Origin of the sequence: Deinococcus metallilatus (assembly GCF_004758605.1) — a bacterium.
Classification (GTDB): domain Bacteria; phylum Deinococcota; class Deinococci; order Deinococcales; family Deinococcaceae; genus Deinococcus; species Deinococcus metallilatus.
Map to the genome: position 1 here is coordinate 355,207 of NZ_CP038510.1, position 17,126 is coordinate 372,332.

The following is a 17,126-nucleotide window of genomic DNA, read 5'->3' on the forward strand; positions in this document are numbered from 1 at the left end:
CTTCTTCTTGAGCGAACAGCCCCTCAGGGCGCCGAGGTGTAGAACGAGGCGGGCAGACTCGTGAAGTGAATCTGGGTGCTGCCGGTGGCCTCGTACAGCAGGCCCACGTTGCCGTTCGTCTGGGCCGCCAGCGAGGAGTAGCCCGCGAACCCCAGGGCCAGGTGCTTGAAGGTGGGGAAGGTGTCGCCACTGTCGGTACTCACCCAGACGCCCAGGTTGCTGCGTCCGCTGCCGCTGCCGGGAGGCGTGCCGAGGGGCGCACTGAGCAGCACCTGGCCGCTGGAGAGCGCCAGTAACCCGACATCTACCCGCGTGATGTTCACGCCACCCAGGCCGGGCTGGGCGGTCCAGGTGACGCCGCCGTCCGTGCTGAGGGAGTAGTAACGGTTGGGGCCGCCGCTGCCGTCGTTGCGCGCGGAGAGCAGTACCGCGCCGTCATTCCGCTCCACCAGGTCGGCCTCGGTGGTGCCGGGTGCGGTGGTCAGACTGCCCGCCCGCCAGGTCACGCCCCCGTCGTCGCTGTATACCGTGACGGTGCGGAAGACGCTGCTGCCGTCACGCACGATGGCGGGAAACAGCAGGCGGCCGTTGTGTCCGCCCTGCGCGGCGGTCTGCCGCCGAAGCTGCGCGCCCTGGCCGGGACCGGGATTTAGGGAACGCCAGGTGGGGTTCTTGACCTGCGCGTTCAGGTTGACCGGTGTGCCCCAGGTCGCGCCGCCGTCCGTACTCTTGCGGAAGAACAGCACCGAGGTGTTGTCTCCCAGCCCGGCGGGCACGCAATCGCCGTTCTGCGCGCAGCCGTCCGGCCACTGGACGTAGAACAGGAAGACCGCACCCGTCGTCTGGTCCACCATTAGGCGGGGGTCGGAGTAGTCGAAGCTGGGGTTCTGTGCGATCACCTGGACCGGGGACCAGGTGCGGCCCTGGTCGGTGGACCGCTTCACGGAGATGTTGATGGGATCGCCCGCCACGCCGGGGTCCGAGCCGCTGGGCCTGCCCTCGCTGGCGGCGATCAGGACGCCGGACGGGGTGACGGCCAGCGCCGGAATGCGGTAATGGGCTGTGCCGAGGCTGCCCTCCTGGCCGCCGACGAACACGTCGCGTTCCACCCGGCCACTCTCGCCGGGGGCCAGCACCTCGAACTTCACGGAGCGGTAATACGCCGTGCTGTCGGTGCCGGTGGACCCGTCCCCCCAGGCCACGTAGTTCTGGGTGGTGGCCGACCCGCCCCAGGTGGCGACCCGTGCCCCGTCGAAGAAGAAGCTGGCCTGGCCGCTGGTGGGGTCGTACTCGGTCGTGTAGGTGTGATAGGCGGTCGCGGCGGTCCCTGACGCCAGCGTGTAGCTCCCGCCGCCCTCCAGCGACGCGACGAGTTGCCCGCTGCTGTTCAGGCTGAGGACCGGCAGAAAGCGGCGACTGCCGTTGGCGTAGTAGTCGGTGATGTAGCCACCGGACGCGAGGCGCAGCGTGCTGGTCAGCCGCCAGCCCTTGTTCGCCGCGTCGGTGCGGTCACTGTCGCCAGGCGTCCAGACCCATTGGGCACGCCCGCCCACCCCGTTGACCTGCCAGGAGCTCGCTCCCTGGTCCGTGACGAGCGACCCTCCCCCCGCCCCGGTCAGCGAGGCCGTCCAGCCCTGGGTGGTTGGGGCGCTGCTGGCGGTGTATGTGGCGCGGGTGCCGACTGTCTGCGGCGCGAGGTGGGCGCCCGGCAGGGACGCGCCCGGCGAGGCGGGTGACCCGCAGCCCGCGAGCAGCCCGGCCAGCAGGAACGACGTGAGGGAAAGCGTTCTGTGCATATCGCCTCCAGGGACGGAAAGGCAACGCGGGCGGCTGCCCCGGAACCGCCCGCGTCAGTCAAGATCAGCCGGAATCAGTCCTTGATCTTGAGGGCGTCCCCCTGCCACTCCAGCGACATCACCTGCGGGGTCGCCTGGCCGCCCTGCAGCTCGCCGCCCACCAGGATCACCTCGTCCCCGTACGGCACGGCCAGGCCGTAGCCCTGCGCCTGCGGGAGCGCCCCGACGACCTTCCACTGCCCGTCCACCAGCGCGTACACGTCCTTGCGCCAGGTCTTGGTCAGGCCCTCGTGGGCGTAGTTCAGGCCGCTGGCGAGCCTGGCCCGCGCGCCGGGAAAGTTCGCCCCGCCCGCCACCAGCAGCGCGCCGTGGCTGTACCCGGCGTAGGCCCCGGCAAGGCCCTCCTGGGCTTCGCCTGCTACCGGGCCGGGCATGTCGGGCAGCGGGCGCCAGGTGATGCCCGAAGGCCCCAACTGCCCCTGGCGCACGGCGGGAGTCCGCACACCCGGCTTGATCTCGCCACCGACCAGGGTCAGCGTGTTGCCGCGGGCCACCAGCGCCGAACCGGCGGTCCCGCCGAAGGGCAGGAAGTCCACTTCCTGCCAGCGGTTGTCAGCGGGGGTGTAGCTCATCACCTCGCGGCCCAGGAAGTAGTCCTGCGGGCGCTGATCGAAGTAGGCGCGGCTGATGCGATCCTGCTCGGCCTTGTTGCCCTCGCCCGCGGCCAGATCCGTGAAGTAGCCGTCGAAGATGTTCTTGTTCACCCCGGCAAACATCAGCAGCGAATCGCCCACGGTCGCGGCGACGCCCCCCGCGATGCCCTCGGGCGCACGGGTGGGGAGCTGGGTCCAGGTGTTTTTGGCCGGGTCGTAGACGAAGCCCTGGTTGAACACCGTCGTCGTGGAGGTCGGCGTGGGCTTGCCGATGCCGCCGAAGACATAGAGTTTGCCGTCCACCGCCGCACTGATGGACTGGTCGCGGGGCACGCCGGGGAAGGGGGCGATCAATACCCAGTGCCGCTCAGGCTGCGAGAGGTCCAGCGCGAACCACTGGTTGCCCGCTGTGCCCAGGCCTACGTAGATGGTCTGGCCGATCATGACGCCGGTGCCGTTCTTGATGGCGACCGGCAAATCCGGGTAGACCTGCGCCTGGGCCGAACCCAGGGCGGCAGCGGCGAGGAGGGCGAGGGCAAGACCTGTCTTGTACATGGTTCTCCTTGCTGGACTCCGGCGCAGGACACACAGCCCCAAAAGTTTGATGTCAGACCTTAGATATCTGACATCTGATTTGAAGATGAGATAGAGCGTAACCGCCCCGACGTTTCCTGTCAATGCATGCCTTGTGAATCGGCTCAGAACGGGTTGGCCTACGGATGAAGCGCCGCGCGCAGGGTTCCCGTGTAGTCGCTCCGGAACTGCCGGGAGAGAGCTGCTTCCGGCACCAGTCGGTCGAAGCCGTGGTAGGCCCCCGGAAAGCGGCGGAACAGGATGGGAACGCCAGCTTGAGCCAGGCGCTCGGCATAACGCCGGTCCTCGTTATAGAACAGGTCGAGATCACCTACCCCCACCCAGGCAGGTGGCAGGGCCGTGAGGTCGGGGAAGTGGACCGGCGAGGTATAGGGAACCTGTGCGGGGTCCGCGATGTGGCCGATGTACGCCTGCCAGGCCAGGCGGTTCTGGTGATGCGACCAGAGGGGATGTTCACCCGTGCCCGACACCAGCGCCGGATCGCGCGAGGTGTCGCGGTCCAGCATCGGGTAGATCAGAAGTTGCAGGCGGGGTTGCGGGCCGCCCCGGTCCCGATTGAGGAGGGCCAGTGAGGCCGTCAACCCTGCTCCGGCACTCGCCCCGCCGATGGCGATTCTTTCGGGATCGATGCCCAGCGTCCCGGCCTGCGCCGCCACCCAGCAGAGGGCGGTGAAGGCGTCCTCCAGGCCTGCCGGGTAGGGGTGCTCGGGCGCCAGACGGTATTCGGCCGATACCACCACGCACGGCACGTCGCGGGCCAGTTCCTCGCAGAGGGCGTCGTCCAGCGCTACCGTGCCGCCCACATAGCCCCCGCCGTGGAACCAGAGGAGGGCAGGCAGCACGCCGGTTCCATCGGCGGGCCGGTACAGCTTCAGCAGAAGTTCGCTTCCGTCCGTGCGGGGAATGCGGCGTTCTTCGGTCTGCATGCCGGGGCGGGGCAACGGCGCTTCTGCCAGGTAGCGGCGCAACTGTTCGGCGCGGCGGGCGGGCAACCCTTCGAGGGTGAAGGGCAGCGGCTCGACCAATGCCAGGGCTTCGGCAAGCTGGGGATCAATGGGGGAGAGGGGAAGCACAGAACCTCCTGAGAGCAAAGTGTTGGTCGAACTGTATCAGATATCTGATAAGTTGGGTCCATGGGTCAAGTTTTTGTCGCCCCGCCTCTGGTACTGCGGGGCATGGGCGGCAACCTCCTCCCCCTTGACGCCATCCCTCCGACTCCCTATGCTTTACCTATCAGATATCTGACATGAAGGAGGCGGAATGACCGCTCGAGTTCCCGCATATCGGCAGGCGCAAGTGGCGATCAAGCGTTATATCGAAGACCACGGCCTGAAGCCCGGCGACCTGCTGCCCCCCGAGGCCCAGCTCGCCCGCGACATGGGCATGAGTCGCCTCTCTCTGCGCGAGGGGGTCAAGAGCCTGGAGGCGCTGGGAATTCTGGAAGCCAAGCAGGGCGAGGGTATCTACGTGAAAGCCTTTACCTTCGACAGCATCTTCGAGAACCTGCCCTACTCCTTTGCCACCGACGGCAAGTCACTGCGCGACCTCTTGCAGGTGCGGACCGCGCTGGAAGAAGGGCTGATCGGCATGGTGGCGGGCAGGGCGACTCCCGAGCAACTCGACCACCTTGAACGGCTCGCCCGGCAGATGCTCCAGAAGGCGCAGGCCGGGGAAACCTTCGAGGACGAGGACCGCGAGTTTCATCTGGCCCTCTACGAACCGCTCCAGAACCTCTTTCTCAACCGGCTCGTGGAGCTGTTCTGGGAGGTGTTCCGCCGCCTGCACGGCAGCGCGAACGTCACCGCCTGGCACCTGGAGCAGACCGCGCACGACCACCTCGCCATTCTCAACGCCCTGCGGGCCAGGGACCACCAGCGCATCACCGAGGCGATGCACGCCCACTTCCAGCAGATCCACGCACGGCTGGGACCCCAACCGGGCACCCCGCCCCCCGTCACCGACATTCTTCCTCCCCCGCCAGCCAACCCCTGATAAGGAGAGTCTATGTCCAAGCGTTTCCTGCTCAGTCTCGCTCTCGCCTGCGCCGCCCTGCCTGGCAGTGCCCTTGCCGACAAGGTGATTACCGGCGCCTTCGATGTGGGTCCCGGCGGCGCCCCACAGGCGTTCAACCCCCTGACCAACTCGGCGGGCTTCACCTGGCTGAACAAGTACTTCGGCACGCTGGTGCTGTACGACGTGAACTTCAAGAAGATCAGCGGCGACCTGGCGTCCTCCTGGACGGTGGCGGACGGCGGCAAGAAGTACACCTTCGTGCTGCGTCCGGACGTGAAGTGGCACGACGGCCAGCCCTTCACCGCCAGGGACGTGAAGTTCACCATCGACCTGGCAATGAACCCCGACTCGGGCAGCCCCTTCGCGTCCAAGTTCGCCAACATCAAGAATGTCCAGACGCCCAACGACCGCACGGTGATCCTGACCCTCAGCAAACCCAACGCGGCGCTGCTCGACGGCCTGACCAACTTTATGATCCTGCCGCAGCACGAACTCGCCAAGATTCCCGCCAAGGAACTGCGCAACTCGGCGTGGTGGCGCACGAATCCGGTCGGCACCGGCCCCTTCATGTGGAGCAAGTACGTGCCCGACCAGTACGTGGAACTCAAGGCCAACCCGGGCTACTACCGGGGCAAGCCGAAAATCGACCGCCTGGTCAACCGCTACTTCAAGGAACCCGCCGCCGCCGTGCTGGCCCTCAAGTCGGGCGACATCCAGTTCACGTACCTCAGCCTGGACGACACCAAGAACGTCGGCAACAACGTGAACATCATCGCCGGGCCGTCGCAGGTCGTGAACTACATCGGCCTCAACGGGACCGACCCACGCTTCAAGGACCCCCGCATCCGCCAGGCGGTGATGTACGCCATCGACCGCGCGACCATCGTCAAGCAGCTCTACGGCGGCGGGGCCGAACTCGCCAACTGCGTCGTCACCAACAGCAAGTTTGTCCCCAAGGGCCTGAACGCCTACGGGTACGACCCTGCCAAGGCCAGGCAACTGCTCCAGGCCGCCAAGTGGAACCCGAACGAGAACGTCGAGCTGCTGACGTACTACGGTGACCAGCTCAGCAAGGACGTGCTGGTGACCATCCAGCAGATGCTGGCGCAGGTCGGCATGAAGGTCACGCCCCGTTTCGTGGACCCGCCCACCTTCGGCCAGACGACCGACAAGGCCAAGCCCACCTTCGAGATGGTGTACGCGGGCAGCGCCAACGGCCCCGACCCCGACGTGATGTACGCCAACCTGCACTCGGACTTCATGCCGCCGAACGGCACCAACCGCATGCGCGTGAACATCCCCGCCATCGACAAGGACTTCGAGGCGGGCCAGGCGGAAACCAGCCCGGCCAAGCGTGTGGCGATCTACCAGGACCTGTGCCAGGTCAGCAACGCGCAACTGCCCTGGGACACGTTGTGGGTCGCCAAGCGTTTCGGGGGGGCCAGCAAGAACCTGGTGAACTTCATCTGGACGCCCGCGCCCGGCGGTGGCCGCTACGACGACCACGCCGAGGACTGGGACATCAAGTGAGCGCGGGGGGAAGGCGGTCTGGGCATCCCCCGGCGTTCTCCCCTTCACACGGGTGACTTATGGGAATCTACGCACTGCGGCGCCTGCTGATCAGCATCCCGCTGCTGCTGGTCATCACCGCCATCATCTTCACGATGCTGCAATTCACGCCCGGCGATCCGCTGGACGCCTATATCCCGCCGGATCAGGTCGTGACCGCCGAGCAGCGCGCGATCATCCGGCATGATCTGGGCCTTGACCAGCCCAAGGTCGTGCAGTATGGCCGCTGGCTCCAGCACGCGGTGCAGGGCGACCTGGGGTACCGCATCAAGAACGGGGAACCGGTGAGCCGGGAACTCGCCCGGCGCCTGCCACCCACACTGCTGTTGATGGGCGCGGGGCTGGGCCTGGGGGTGGTGCTGGGCGTCCTGTTCGGCGTTCTGGCTGCGGTGAAGCGCTACACGTTCACCGACAACGTGCTGACCCTGCTCGCGTTCCTGGGCATCTCCACCCCCGCCTTCCTGGCCGGGCTGCTGGGCCTGTACGTTTTCGCCCTGAAGCTGAAGTGGTTTCCCGCCGGGGGCTACCAGACGCCGGGGAACGGCAGCGTGCTGGACATCCTGTCACACCTGATCCTGCCCGCGCTGATCCTGTCGGTGACCTACATCGCGGTCCTGATGCGCTACACGCGCTCCAGCATCCTGGAAGTCATTCACCAGGACTACGTCCGCACGGCCAGCGCGAAGGGTGTGGCGTACCCATGGGTCGTGGGCAAGCACGTGTTACGGAACGCCCTGATTCCGGTCGTGACCGTGATCGGCGCCAACGTCGCCAACCTGATCGGCGGCGCGGTCTTTCTGGAGTCCATCTTCTCCTGGCCGGGGACCGGGCAACTCTACCTCGACGCCATCGACGCCCGCGACTACCCCATGATCATGGGCACGACGCTGGTGCTGGCCGCGGTCATCCTGCTGGCAAACCTGCTCACCGACCTGCTGTATGGCCTGATCGACCCCCGCATCCGCTACACCTGAGGCCCCCGATGACCACCACCGCTCCTGCTCCCCCCGCCGTCCGCACCCCCGCCCGGATGGCCGTCACCCGCTTCCTGCGCCACCGGCTGGCCGTCGCCGGGCTGGTCCTGTTCGGCTTGATCGTGCTGTTGGTCGTGTTCGGCCCCGCCGTCGCCCGCTTCACGCCCGAGCAGATCGACCTGCTGGCCCGCAATCAGCCACCCAACGCCGTTCACTGGCTGGGCACCGATCAGACGGGCCGTGACATCTTCGCGCGCACGCTGTCGGCGGGGCGGGTGTCGCTGCTGGTGGGCCTGCTCAGCACCCTGATCTCCGTCGTGGTCGGCACCACGCTGGGCGCTCTGGCCGGATACTTCGGCGGCTGGGTGGACAACGTGATCATGCGCTGCGTGGACGTCGTGATGACGTTCCCCAGCATCATCGTGCTGCTCACGCTGGCGGCGATTATCGGTCCCGGCATCGACAAGACGATCATCATCATCGGGCTGCTGGGCTGGCCGCTGGCCTGCCGCCTGGTGCGCGCCAAGCTGCTCTCGGTGCGCGAACTGGAATTCATCACGGCGGCCACTGCGCTGGGTGCCCCGGATCGCCGCATCCTGCTGAGGCACGCCCTCCCGAACGTCGTGGACGTGCTGGTGGTATTCGTCAGCCTGGGTGTGGCGAGCGCGATCCTGCTCGAAGCGGGCCTGAGCTTCCTGGGCCTGGGCGTGCAGCCCCCGCAGGCGAGCTGGGGCAACCTCCTCACCGCCGCGCGTGAACTCACCGTGCTCGAAGCCTATCCCTGGCAGTGGATGCCCGCTGGCGCCCTGATCGTGCTGACTGTGCTCGCCACGAACTTCGTCGGGGACGGCCTGCGCGACGCCCTCGACCCCAAGGCCAAAGCCTGACTCCCCTCCCCACGTTCCTTTGAGGTTTTCCATGCAACTCCACGGCATCATTCCCCCCGTCGTCACGCCCCTCACGCCCGACTTCCAGGTGGACGAACCCGCCCTGCGGCGCGTCCTCCGGCACCTGCTGGACGGCGGCGTCCACGGCCTCTTTCTCCTCGGTTCCACCAGCGAGGTCGTCTTTATGGACGCGCCCCAGCGCCGCGAGGTGCTGCGGATCGCGGTGGACGAGGTGGCGGGCCGGGTGCCGCTGCTGGCGGGCGTGATCGACCCCACCACCGACCGCGTGATCGCGCACGCGCGGGACGCGCAGGCGGCGGGTGTGGACGGCCTGGTCGTGACCGCCCCCTTCTACACCCGCACCAGCCAAGCGGAGATCGTCGAGCACTTCCGGGCTGTTCGTCAGGCCGTGCCGCTGCCGATCATGGCCTACGACATTCCCGTGTGTGTCCACGTCAAGCTCGAACGCCCCACACTGCGGCAGATGCGCGCCGAGGGCCTGATCGAGGGTCTCAAGGACAGCAGCGGCGACGACACCAACTTCCGCCTGCTGGCGCTGGAGTGCCAGGATGACCCCGACTTCCGGCTGTTCACCGGCTCCGAGCTGATGGTGGACACTGCGCTGCTGGTGGGCGCGCACGGCTGCGTGCCGGGGCTGGGCAACGTGGACCCGGCGGGCTACGTGGCGCTGTATGGCGCCGCGCGGCGCGAGGACTGGCCGGAGGCGCGCCGCCTACAGGAAAGGCTGATCCGCCTCTTCGGGATCGCGCTCCAGGGGACGCCGCGCACCAGCCCCAACGCTTCCGGCGTGGGCGGCTTCAAGACTGCCCTGCACCTGCTGGGCCTGGTCCCGACCCACCATATGCACCGCCCCAATGCCCCCCTGAACGCCGAGGAAACCCGCCGCGTCGAGGCCATCCTGGCGGCCGAGGGCCTGCTCGCCCATGCCTGATTCCAGCATGCTGGAGCGGCTGCGCGGTCAGTTGGTGGTGTCCTGCCAGGCCAACCCGGATAGCCCGCTGCGCGACCCCTCCATCATCAGCCGCCTGGCCCTCGCGGCAGAACTCGGCGGCGCGGCCGGGCTGCGCCTTCAGGGCTTCGAGGACGTGCGGGCGGTGCGAGCGGTGACGGACCTCCCCATTATCGGCCTCACCAAGACCGACCGCGAGGACACCGAGGTCTACATCACGCCGACTGCCGCCGAGGCGGTGCGGCTGGCCGAACTCGGGGCCGAGATCGTCGCGCTGGACGCGACCCTGCGCCCGCGCCCGGAACCTCTGGCAGATATGTTCGCCGCCGTGCACGCCGTGGGTGCCCTGGTGATGGCCGACATCAGCACGCTGGAGGAGGCGCGGGCGGCGCTGGACCTGGGCGCCGACATCGTGAGCACGACCCTGAGCGGCTATACGCCCTACAGCCGCCAACTCAGCGGGCCCGACTGGGCGTTGATGGACGAACTGCGGGAGGCGGGCCTGCCCTTCGTGGCCGAGGGCCGCCTCAACACGCCTGCCGACGCGGCACGGGCGCTGAAGCGGGGCGCCCAGTTCGTCGTGGTGGGCAGCGCGATCACCCGCCCGGACGTGGTGACCCGCTGGTTCGTCCAGGCGCTCCAAGACTGATCTGTTTCCCCCTGCCTCGCGGTGGACATCGGCGGGCCGACCACGTTGCGTTGAGGAGGGGGCGCCGCCGCATTCGTGGTGTCGGGGTTCCTGCCGAGTGATGTAGGGCTTCACGGCGGCGGTATCACCACTGGCCCCCTTAGGGCCGGGAAGGAACATCACCTGGCGCACCCTCTCCAGCAGCAAGCCAGCCGTTCCCCCCGCCGGGCCGCTAAGCGGGCGTTGACACTGGCCGGGCGCTCAACTCCAGCCAGTCCAGCTCCTCCTCGACGCGGTGGTAAGCGTCGTCCCCGATCTTACCGGTGTGGCGCAGATCAGCGATGGCCCGACGGGAAGCGCCCACCACCCGCTGCCGCAGCATGTTGTCCGGCGTGTCGTGCGGGTCCCCGCCGCTCCGGACCCGGCCGAGGTCCTCCCGGTATTCCAATCTGAGGCGCTGCGCGGCCTCGGAGTCGTCCCCCTCCAGCGCCTTCAGGGCCGCCTTGAGCGCCGCTCCCCGTGCCAGGCTGGTTTCCGTCTCCACCGTCGTGTCCCGGGGGAGTTGGAGGAGCAGCAGCAGCGGGCGCAGCGTCAGCCCCTGGATCACCAGCGTGCCCAGCACGACGACGAAGGCGGTGAGCTGGATGAAGTCCCGCTCGGGAAAGCCCTGCGGGAGCGCGAGGGCAGTCGCCAGCGTGACGATCCCGCGCATCCCGGACCAGCCGATCACCAGCCCGCCCTTCGCCGTTGGCGGGGCCGTGGAGGGTTGAGCCGAGTGGGAACCCGGCGGGCGGTTGCTCTTCCTCCCCTGGGAGAGGGCGTAGGTCAAGGCCCAGACCAGGCGCACGGTGATCACCACACCCAGGATGATCAGTGCGGCACCGAGGAAGCGCCGGAGTTCTGTGCCGCTGAGTGCTTCGAGGATCGGCCCCAGTTGCAGGCCGATCAGGGTGAATGCCAGGACGTTCAGCACGAAGGTCACCGCGTCCCAGACAGCGAAAGTCGGCACCCTCAGCCGCGCCGACAGGGCCGAGCGTCGGCCTGCCGTCAGCCCGAAGACGACCGTGGTGACCACGGCGGAGAGGCCCAGACGCTCGGCGAGGAGCCACACGCCGAAGGTGAACACGAATTGGAAGATGACCGAGGTGGGCGCGTCCTCGATGTGTTCGATCAGCAGACCGATCGGCCAGGCCAGCAGCCAGCCGACTGCGGCGCTGCCGAAGACGGTGAGGAAGAAGGTCGGCAGGACCCCGGCGGCACTGAAGCTCCCACTCATGACGGCCCCGACCGCCAGCGTGTAGATCAGCAGGGCGGAGGCGTCGTTCAAGAGGCTCTCGCCCTCCAGCACCTTGCGGAGGCGGTACGGCGGATTGACCTGCCGCAACACGGCCAGGGCCGCCACGGCGTCCGGGGGGGCAACCAGGGCACCGAGCGCAATGGCCGCCGCCCAGGGAAACTCGGGGAAGAGCAGCCGGGCGGTACAGGCCACGGCGACCGTCGTGAGGCCGACCGCTACCACGACGAGCGACAAGACCGCCTGCCAGTTGTCCCGCAGGTCGCGCAGCGAGGTGTCGTAGGCCGCGTCCACCAGCACGGGGGCCACGAAGAGGGCGAGGATCAGTTCGGGCGGCAACTCGAAGCGGGGCGCGCCCGGGAGGAACGCGACGCAAGCTCCACCCACGGCGAGCAGGGTGGGATAGGGGATGTTCAGCCGCCGGGCAAGGACGGACAGAATGGTCGCTCCGAACAGGAGCCCGAGCAGAGTCTCGAAGATCAGCATGCGTGTGGGGCCTCCCTGGAGGGGCTCGGCAGGATGATCATAGGTGGGCGATCCGATGTCCCGGCGTCTCGCCCCTCTCCCGGGCCGAAGTGCCTGACGGGTGGGCACAACCCTTCAGCGTGCCCGCCATGAGCGTATCTAACTTGAATATCAGCAGAGGGTGAGCTGGCCTCCGCAGTGGGCCTTGCTGAGGCAAGACCCTGAACCTCACGAGGTCTGGGTCAGAAACTCAGATCGAGAACTGGGAATCCGTACGACAACGTCAAGATGGAGAGCTTTGACAAGACCCTGAAGACCGGGGAGGTTGATCTGCAAGAGTACGTCGATCTGGACGATGCAGGGCGGCAGACTTCACTCCAATCTGGGATACATCCCACCCACCGAGTTCGCCGCCCGTTACACTGCGGCCCAGAAGTGACTTGCCCTGCGGTCGGCTCCATGGGGCTCACTCCAACCCTTCTTCCCGGGTGTTGACCCTCTTTTCAGGAGGACCCATGAACGAACCCTTCCCGGCCACGCCCGCAGCCACCCCCCTGCACCCCCGCCCGCAGCTCACGCGCGAACGCTGGGACGATCTGAGCGGGGTGTGGGGCTTTGCCCACGACGACGAGGACCGCAGGCTGGACGGGCGCTGGTTCGAGCGCGAGGATGTGTTCGACCAGCAGATCACGGTGCCGTTCCCGCCGGAGAGCCGCGCCAGCGGGCTGCGGGCGACCGGCTACCACCCGGTCGTGTGGTACCGCCGCACGGTTCGCGTGGCTCCTGAGGGCCGGACCGGGCACGTGCTGCTGCACTTCGGGGCGGTGGACTACCGCGCCCGGGTGTGGGTGAACGGGCGCCTCGTCGCCCAGCACGAGGGCGGTCACACGCCCTTCACCGCTGACATCACGCCCGCGCTGGTACCGGGTGAGACGCAGGTGGTCGTGGTGCGCGCCGAGGACGATCCTGCGGACCTGGCGCAGCCGCGCGGCAAGCAGGACTGGGAGGAGACGCCGCACGCGATCTGGTACCACCGCACGACCGGCATCTGGCAGCCGGTCTGGCTGGAATATGTGCCCCGCACCTTCATCCAGACGTTGCGCTGGACCCCGGACGTGGAACGCGGGCGGCTCGGCCTGGTCTTACGCCTGAACCGGGATGCGGGTCAGGGCCTGCGTGTGCGGGTGCGGCTTAGCATCCGGGGTCAGCGCCTGGCGGACGACACCTATGCCCTGGAGGGCCAGGAGGTCCGCCGCGAGATCGAGCTCGACCCCGGACGCTTCCGGGCCGAACGCCAGGACCTGCTGTGGAGCCCCCGGCGGCCCAACCTGATCGACGCCCGGATCAGCCTCCTTGACGAGGACGACAATGTCATGGATGAGGTGGGCAGCTACGCCGGGCTGCGCAGCGTGGGTGTGCGTGACGGGAGATTTCAGCTCAACGGCAGCGCGTACTACCTGCGCCTGGTGCTCGCGCAGAACTACTGGCCCGAAAGCCACCTTGCCGCACCCTCGGAAGAGGCCCTGAGACGCGAGGTCGAACTCATCAAGGCGCTCGGCTTCAACGGGGTGCGCATCCACCAGAAGGTGGAGGATCCACGCTTCCTGTACTGGTGTGACCGTCTGGGCGTGCTGGTCTGGGGCGAGATGGCGAACAGCTTCGTCTTCACACCGGAAGCCCAGCGCCGCCTGACCCGCGAGTGGCTGGAGGTGCTGGAACGGGACGCCAGCCACCCCTGCATCGTGACCTGGGTGCCCATCAACGAGAGCTGGGGCGTCCCCAACCTGGAAGGGGATCCGGCCCAGCGGGCCTTCGTGCGCGGCCTGTACCACCTGACCAAGTCCCTCGACCCCACCCGCCCGGTGATCGGCAACGACGGGTGGGAGCTGGTCGAGGGGGACATTCTCGGCGTGCACGACTACGCGCTGGACGGCGCCACCCTGCGTGAACGCTACGGTTCCGAAGAGGCGCTGGAACACACGCTGCGGGCGGTGCAGCCGTCGAGCCGCAACTTCTACCTCGCCGGGCACCACCGCCAGGGCGAACCGGTGATGCTGACGGAGTTCGGGGGACTGAGTCACGCGCCCAGCGAGTCGGAACGCTGGTGGGGCTACGGGACCCTGCCGGACAGCGATACGCTGCTGAGCCGCTACGAGGAACTCCTCACGGCGGTCCTCGACAGCCCCGTGATCGCGGGCTTCTGCTACACCCAGCTCACCGATACCGAGCAGGAAACCAACGGCCTGTTGCGGGAGGACCGCACGCCCAAGCTCGACCCGGAGCGTGTCCGGGCCGTCACCAGCCGTGTCTCGCGGGCCGTGCAGCACGACGTGCTGGTGGAGATCCACGCTCTGGCCGACGAACGCCGCCGCGCACAGATGCTCGCCCAGACCCAGGGGGAGGTTATGGCTGAGGACTGACGCCGGGAGCTGCCCTGCCTGCGTCGACAGGGAACGGGGGGGCGTGGGTGTGCAACCAGCGCGAGCGGTACGGGCACCCGCAGTATCGTCCTCAAGGTATTGCCATGAAGCGGGATCGCTGGCCACTGTGCCTGGCCCTGATCCTCCACAACGTGCAGGTCGGCAAACCGGTCAAGGCACCGCCCAGAACCGGGCGGAGACACTGAACTGCGGTGTCCCACATCCACCACGCCATTTTGAACTGGGTAGCTGAAGGCCAAGGCGGCCCATGCTTTCAAGCCTTTGACGTTGTTTTTCAGGGGGACGTGGGGGCTCCGCCTGCCTCGCTGACCTGGATGGTGAAGCTCCGTGTCGATCCTGCGGGCTCCAGCCCCACATCTGCCGTGGAAGGTTGTCATGACGGGGTATTAAAAATTCGAGGGAAACTCACCGGACCGTAGAAAAAAGTGGAATAAAATTTCCCGTCCTTTCTCTCGCTTCCGGTCAGAGGTCGAGGTATATGGGGATTTTCGGGAGGAAGTTGTGGTCGACAGTTTCGGGGTGCAACGGCCTGTCAAGATGGAGCGAAACAATACGCGCTGCTGCTCTTTCAAAAACTGAAACGGCCCGTTAGATTTGGGGTGGTTTCCACAGTTCAGGTTGTTTTCCTCCCCCAGCGCGGTGACTTTCCTATGGCAACTCCACCTGCTCATCTCCCCCCTGTCCTGCGGCGCCTGCACCTCCTTCGTGAGGAGCAGGGCGCGGCGACCGTGCGGGTGATCGACCAGATCCTCATGGACCCGGAGCGGTTCCTGTCGCTGACCATCGCGGAACTCAGCGAGGCGGCGGGCACCAGTGACGCGACGGTGGTCCGTCTGGTGCAGCACCTGGGCTTCGGCGGGTATCAGGAGTTCAAGCTCCAGCTTTCGCGGGCGCTGGCGGTCAGCCGGAAAGCCGACCTGAGCGTGGAAGCCCAGGACGCCTCGGTCACCATCCTGCGGAAGGTCTTCGATTCGGCGAGTACGGCGCTGGACGACACGCTGGAACACCTGAACCTGGAAGCCTTCAGCGCCGCCGTGCAGGCGATGACGCTCGCGCGGCATATCGAGTTGATCGGCGTGGGGGCCAGCGGTGTGGTCGCGTTCAGTGGTCAGTACCGGGGCCTGCGGCTGGGCCTGTCCTGCCGGGCCACAACCGATCCCGGCACCTTCCTGCCGACCTGCTCGCTGCTGGAGCCGACCGACGTGTTGATCGCCGTGTCCTTCAGCGGCACGACGCCGCAGGTCGTCCAGGCCGCGCGGCTGGCCCGGCAGGCGGGGGCGACCGTCGTGGCGCTGACGGGGCTGGGGCGCACGCCCCTGAGCAAGGCGGCGCACCACACGCTGACCGTTTCCGCGCCCGGCGACCGCTACCGCCCGGAGGGTCTGGCGACGCAGCTGCCCCAGGTGGCGGTCCTCGACGCCCTGTTCACCAGCCTGCACGTCGCGCAGGACCCTTACCTGTCCGAGCGGCTTTCCCGCGCGGCCGCGGCCCGGCGCGCCCTGAACGCCGAGCCTTCCCCGTGACTTCTCTCGCCCCCACAAGGAGACTGTGATGCGTAACCTGACCGTGCTGTTCGCCCTGACCGGCCTGCTGGCCGCCGCCCCCGCCCAGGCCCAGACCGTCAAGTGGGACGCCTACAAGGGCACCACCCTGCGCCTGCTGCTCAACCAGCACCCCTGGACGACCGCCATGCAGCCCTACTTTCCCGAGTTCGAGAAACTGACCGGGATCAAGCTGGCCGTGGAAACCTACCCCGAGGCGCAGTTCCGGCAGAAAGTTCTGGTGGAACTCTCGACCGGTGGGCAGAACCTCGACGCCTTCATGCTCTCGCCCGGCCAGGAAGGGCTGCTGTACGCCCGCAGCGGCTGGGTCGAGGACATGAAGACCTATATCGGCAACAAGAACCTGACCGCCGGGAACTGGGGCTTCTCGGACTTCTTCCCCTCGGTGGTGAGGTCCACCGAGTACAACGGCATCATGACCGGCGTGCCGATCCAGACGGAAACGCCCATGCTGTTCTACCGCAAGGACCTGTTCGCCAAGTACAACATTCCGGTGCCCAAGACCCTGGCCCAGATGGAAGCGGCCGCCAAGGCGCTCAACGGCAAGGACGGCGTCTTCGGCATCGCCCTGCGCGGCAAGGGGGCGTCGGCCACCAGCCAGTTCAGCCCCTACATGTTCTCCTACGGCAGCACCTGGCTCACCAGGGACGGCCAGGCCAACTTCACCGATCCCAAGTTCGTGCAGGCCATGAACCTGTACACCGGCCTGCTGCGCAAGTACGGCCCCCCGGCGGCCGTGACGATGAGCTGGCCGGAAGTCACCAGCCTCTTCGCCCAGGGCAAGGTCGCGATGTTCACCGACGCCTCGCTCTTCCGCAGCATCGTGGACGACCCCAAGAGCAGCACGGTGGCCGGGAAGGTCGGCTACGCGCCGTTCCCGGCTGGTCCGGCGGGGCGCAAGCCCTACGTGACCACCTGGGCGCTCAGCATCAGCAAGGGCAGCAAGAACAAGGAGGCCGCCTGGCTCTTCACGCAGTGGGCCACCAACCGGCAGAACCAGCTCCGGGTGCTGCTCCAGGACGTGCCCGCCGTGCGCCGCAGCGTGTGGAACGACCCGGCCTTCAAGAAGCAGGAAACCAACCCCGAATGGACCCAGGCCCACCTCAGCCAACTGGCGAGCGCCAACCCGCTGTGGAACCCGCCCGTCAGCCAGGTGGGCGAGGTGCGGGACGCGCTGGGGCAGGCCATCGTGGGCATCCTCCAGGGCGGCAACACCGTGGACTTGCTGAAGCGCGCCGAGCAGACCACCAACAGCATCATCAGCAAGGAAAAGTAAGGCC

The 17,126-nt window shown here is 67.6% G+C and carries 13 protein-coding genes; 9 read left to right on the forward strand and 4 right to left on the reverse strand.

Annotated features, from left to right (window positions below; translation table 11 throughout):
• Window positions 1-23 precede the first annotated feature (23 nt).
• From E5F05_RS01590 to E5F05_RS01600, 3 genes are all read right to left on the reverse strand, one after another.
• The gene (locus tag E5F05_RS01590) at window positions 24-1,796 is read right to left on the reverse strand and encodes an exo-alpha-sialidase (protein ID WP_146719735.1); all 1,773 of its coding nucleotides are present in this window, start codon (window positions 1,794-1,796) and stop codon (window positions 24-26) included.
• A 74-nt stretch (window positions 1,797-1,870) separates the two neighbouring features.
• On the reverse strand, window positions 1,871-3,004 hold the full coding sequence (locus E5F05_RS01595; protein WP_146719736.1) for an N-acetylneuraminate epimerase: 1,134 nt from the start codon (window positions 3,002-3,004) through the stop codon (window positions 1,871-1,873).
• A gap of 158 nt (window positions 3,005-3,162) precedes the next feature.
• A complete protein-coding gene (locus tag E5F05_RS01600) occupies window positions 3,163-4,116 on the reverse strand; it encodes an alpha/beta hydrolase (protein ID WP_146719737.1) in 954 nt (317 codons plus the stop codon).
• A 187-nt stretch (window positions 4,117-4,303) separates the two neighbouring features.
• On the opposite strand from E5F05_RS01600, the gene E5F05_RS01605 reads away from it, so the two are divergent.
• The 6 genes from E5F05_RS01605 to E5F05_RS01630 are packed head-to-tail and all read left to right on the forward strand — an operon-like array spanning window position 4,304 to window position 10,105.
• A complete protein-coding gene (locus tag E5F05_RS01605; protein ID WP_146719738.1) occupies window positions 4,304-5,035 on the forward strand; it encodes a FadR/GntR family transcriptional regulator in 732 nt (243 codons plus the stop codon).
• 12 nt (window positions 5,036-5,047) lie between these two features.
• Window positions 5,048-6,586, forward strand: a complete 1,539-nt coding sequence (locus E5F05_RS01610; protein WP_146719739.1) for an ABC transporter substrate-binding protein — start codon at window positions 5,048-5,050, stop codon at window positions 6,584-6,586.
• Window positions 6,587-6,645: 59 nt separating this feature from the next.
• A complete protein-coding gene (locus E5F05_RS01615; protein WP_146719740.1) occupies window positions 6,646-7,599 on the forward strand; it encodes an ABC transporter permease in 954 nt (317 codons plus the stop codon).
• An 8-nt stretch (window positions 7,600-7,607) separates the two neighbouring features.
• On the forward strand, window positions 7,608-8,486 hold the full coding sequence (gene opp4C, locus E5F05_RS01620) for an oligopeptide ABC transporter permease (RefSeq protein ID WP_146719741.1): 879 nt from the start codon (window positions 7,608-7,610) through the stop codon (window positions 8,484-8,486).
• A gap of 31 nt (window positions 8,487-8,517) precedes the next feature.
• Window positions 8,518-9,438, forward strand: a complete 921-nt coding sequence (locus tag E5F05_RS01625; protein ID WP_146719742.1) for a dihydrodipicolinate synthase family protein — start codon at window positions 8,518-8,520, stop codon at window positions 9,436-9,438.
• Entirely contained in the window at window positions 9,431-10,105 is a 675-nt protein-coding gene (locus tag E5F05_RS01630) for an N-acetylmannosamine-6-phosphate 2-epimerase (RefSeq protein ID WP_146719743.1), read from the forward strand. Before E5F05_RS01625 ends, E5F05_RS01630 begins: the two co-directional genes overlap by 8 nt.
• A gap of 211 nt (window positions 10,106-10,316) precedes the next feature.
• Here E5F05_RS01630 and E5F05_RS01635 read toward each other — a convergent pair whose 3' ends face one another.
• The gene (locus tag E5F05_RS01635; RefSeq protein ID WP_146719744.1) at window positions 10,317-11,864 is read right to left on the reverse strand and encodes a cation:proton antiporter; all 1,548 of its coding nucleotides are present in this window, start codon (window positions 11,862-11,864) and stop codon (window positions 10,317-10,319) included.
• A 494-nt stretch (window positions 11,865-12,358) separates the two neighbouring features.
• Between E5F05_RS01635 and E5F05_RS01645 the strand changes: the two genes are divergently transcribed.
• From E5F05_RS01645 to E5F05_RS01655, 3 genes are all read left to right on the forward strand, one after another.
• The gene (locus tag E5F05_RS01645; protein WP_146719745.1) at window positions 12,359-14,263 is read left to right on the forward strand and encodes a glycoside hydrolase family 2 protein; all 1,905 of its coding nucleotides are present in this window, start codon (window positions 12,359-12,361) and stop codon (window positions 14,261-14,263) included.
• Window positions 14,264-14,934: 671 nt separating this feature from the next.
• Window positions 14,935-15,807, forward strand: coding sequence for a MurR/RpiR family transcriptional regulator (locus E5F05_RS01650; RefSeq protein WP_146719746.1), 873 nt, complete (start codon window positions 14,935-14,937; stop codon window positions 15,805-15,807).
• A gap of 28 nt (window positions 15,808-15,835) precedes the next feature.
• Entirely contained in the window at window positions 15,836-17,122 is a 1,287-nt protein-coding gene (locus E5F05_RS01655; protein WP_146719747.1) for an ABC transporter substrate-binding protein, read from the forward strand.
• Window positions 17,123-17,126 lie beyond the last annotated feature (4 nt).

Bases quoted from the DNA above. Each gene is read 5' to 3' on its own strand.
- opp4C (WP_146719741.1), top strand. From the start codon at position 7,608: ATGACCACCACCGCTCCTGCTCCCCCCGCCGTCCGCACCCCCGCCCGG.
- E5F05_RS01645 (WP_146719745.1), top strand. From the start codon at position 12,359: ATGAACGAACCCTTCCCGGCCACGCCCGCAGCCACCCCCCTGCACCCC.
- E5F05_RS01610 (WP_146719739.1), top strand. From the start codon at position 5,048: ATGTCCAAGCGTTTCCTGCTCAGTCTCGCTCTCGCCTGCGCCGCCCTG.
- E5F05_RS01590 (WP_146719735.1), bottom strand. From the start codon at position 1,796: ATGCACAGAACGCTTTCCCTCACGTCGTTCCTGCTGGCCGGGCTGCTC.
- E5F05_RS01595 (WP_146719736.1), bottom strand. From the start codon at position 3,004: ATGTACAAGACAGGTCTTGCCCTCGCCCTCCTCGCCGCTGCCGCCCTG.
- E5F05_RS01615 (WP_146719740.1), top strand. From the start codon at position 6,646: ATGGGAATCTACGCACTGCGGCGCCTGCTGATCAGCATCCCGCTGCTG.
- E5F05_RS01625 (WP_146719742.1), top strand. From the start codon at position 8,518: ATGCAACTCCACGGCATCATTCCCCCCGTCGTCACGCCCCTCACGCCC.
- E5F05_RS01650 (WP_146719746.1), top strand. From the start codon at position 14,935: ATGGCAACTCCACCTGCTCATCTCCCCCCTGTCCTGCGGCGCCTGCAC.
- E5F05_RS01630 (WP_146719743.1), top strand. From the start codon at position 9,431: ATGCCTGATTCCAGCATGCTGGAGCGGCTGCGCGGTCAGTTGGTGGTG.
- E5F05_RS01605 (WP_146719738.1), top strand. From the start codon at position 4,304: ATGACCGCTCGAGTTCCCGCATATCGGCAGGCGCAAGTGGCGATCAAG.
- E5F05_RS01635 (WP_146719744.1), bottom strand. From the start codon at position 11,864: ATGCTGATCTTCGAGACTCTGCTCGGGCTCCTGTTCGGAGCGACCATT.
- E5F05_RS01655 (WP_146719747.1), top strand. From the start codon at position 15,836: ATGCGTAACCTGACCGTGCTGTTCGCCCTGACCGGCCTGCTGGCCGCC.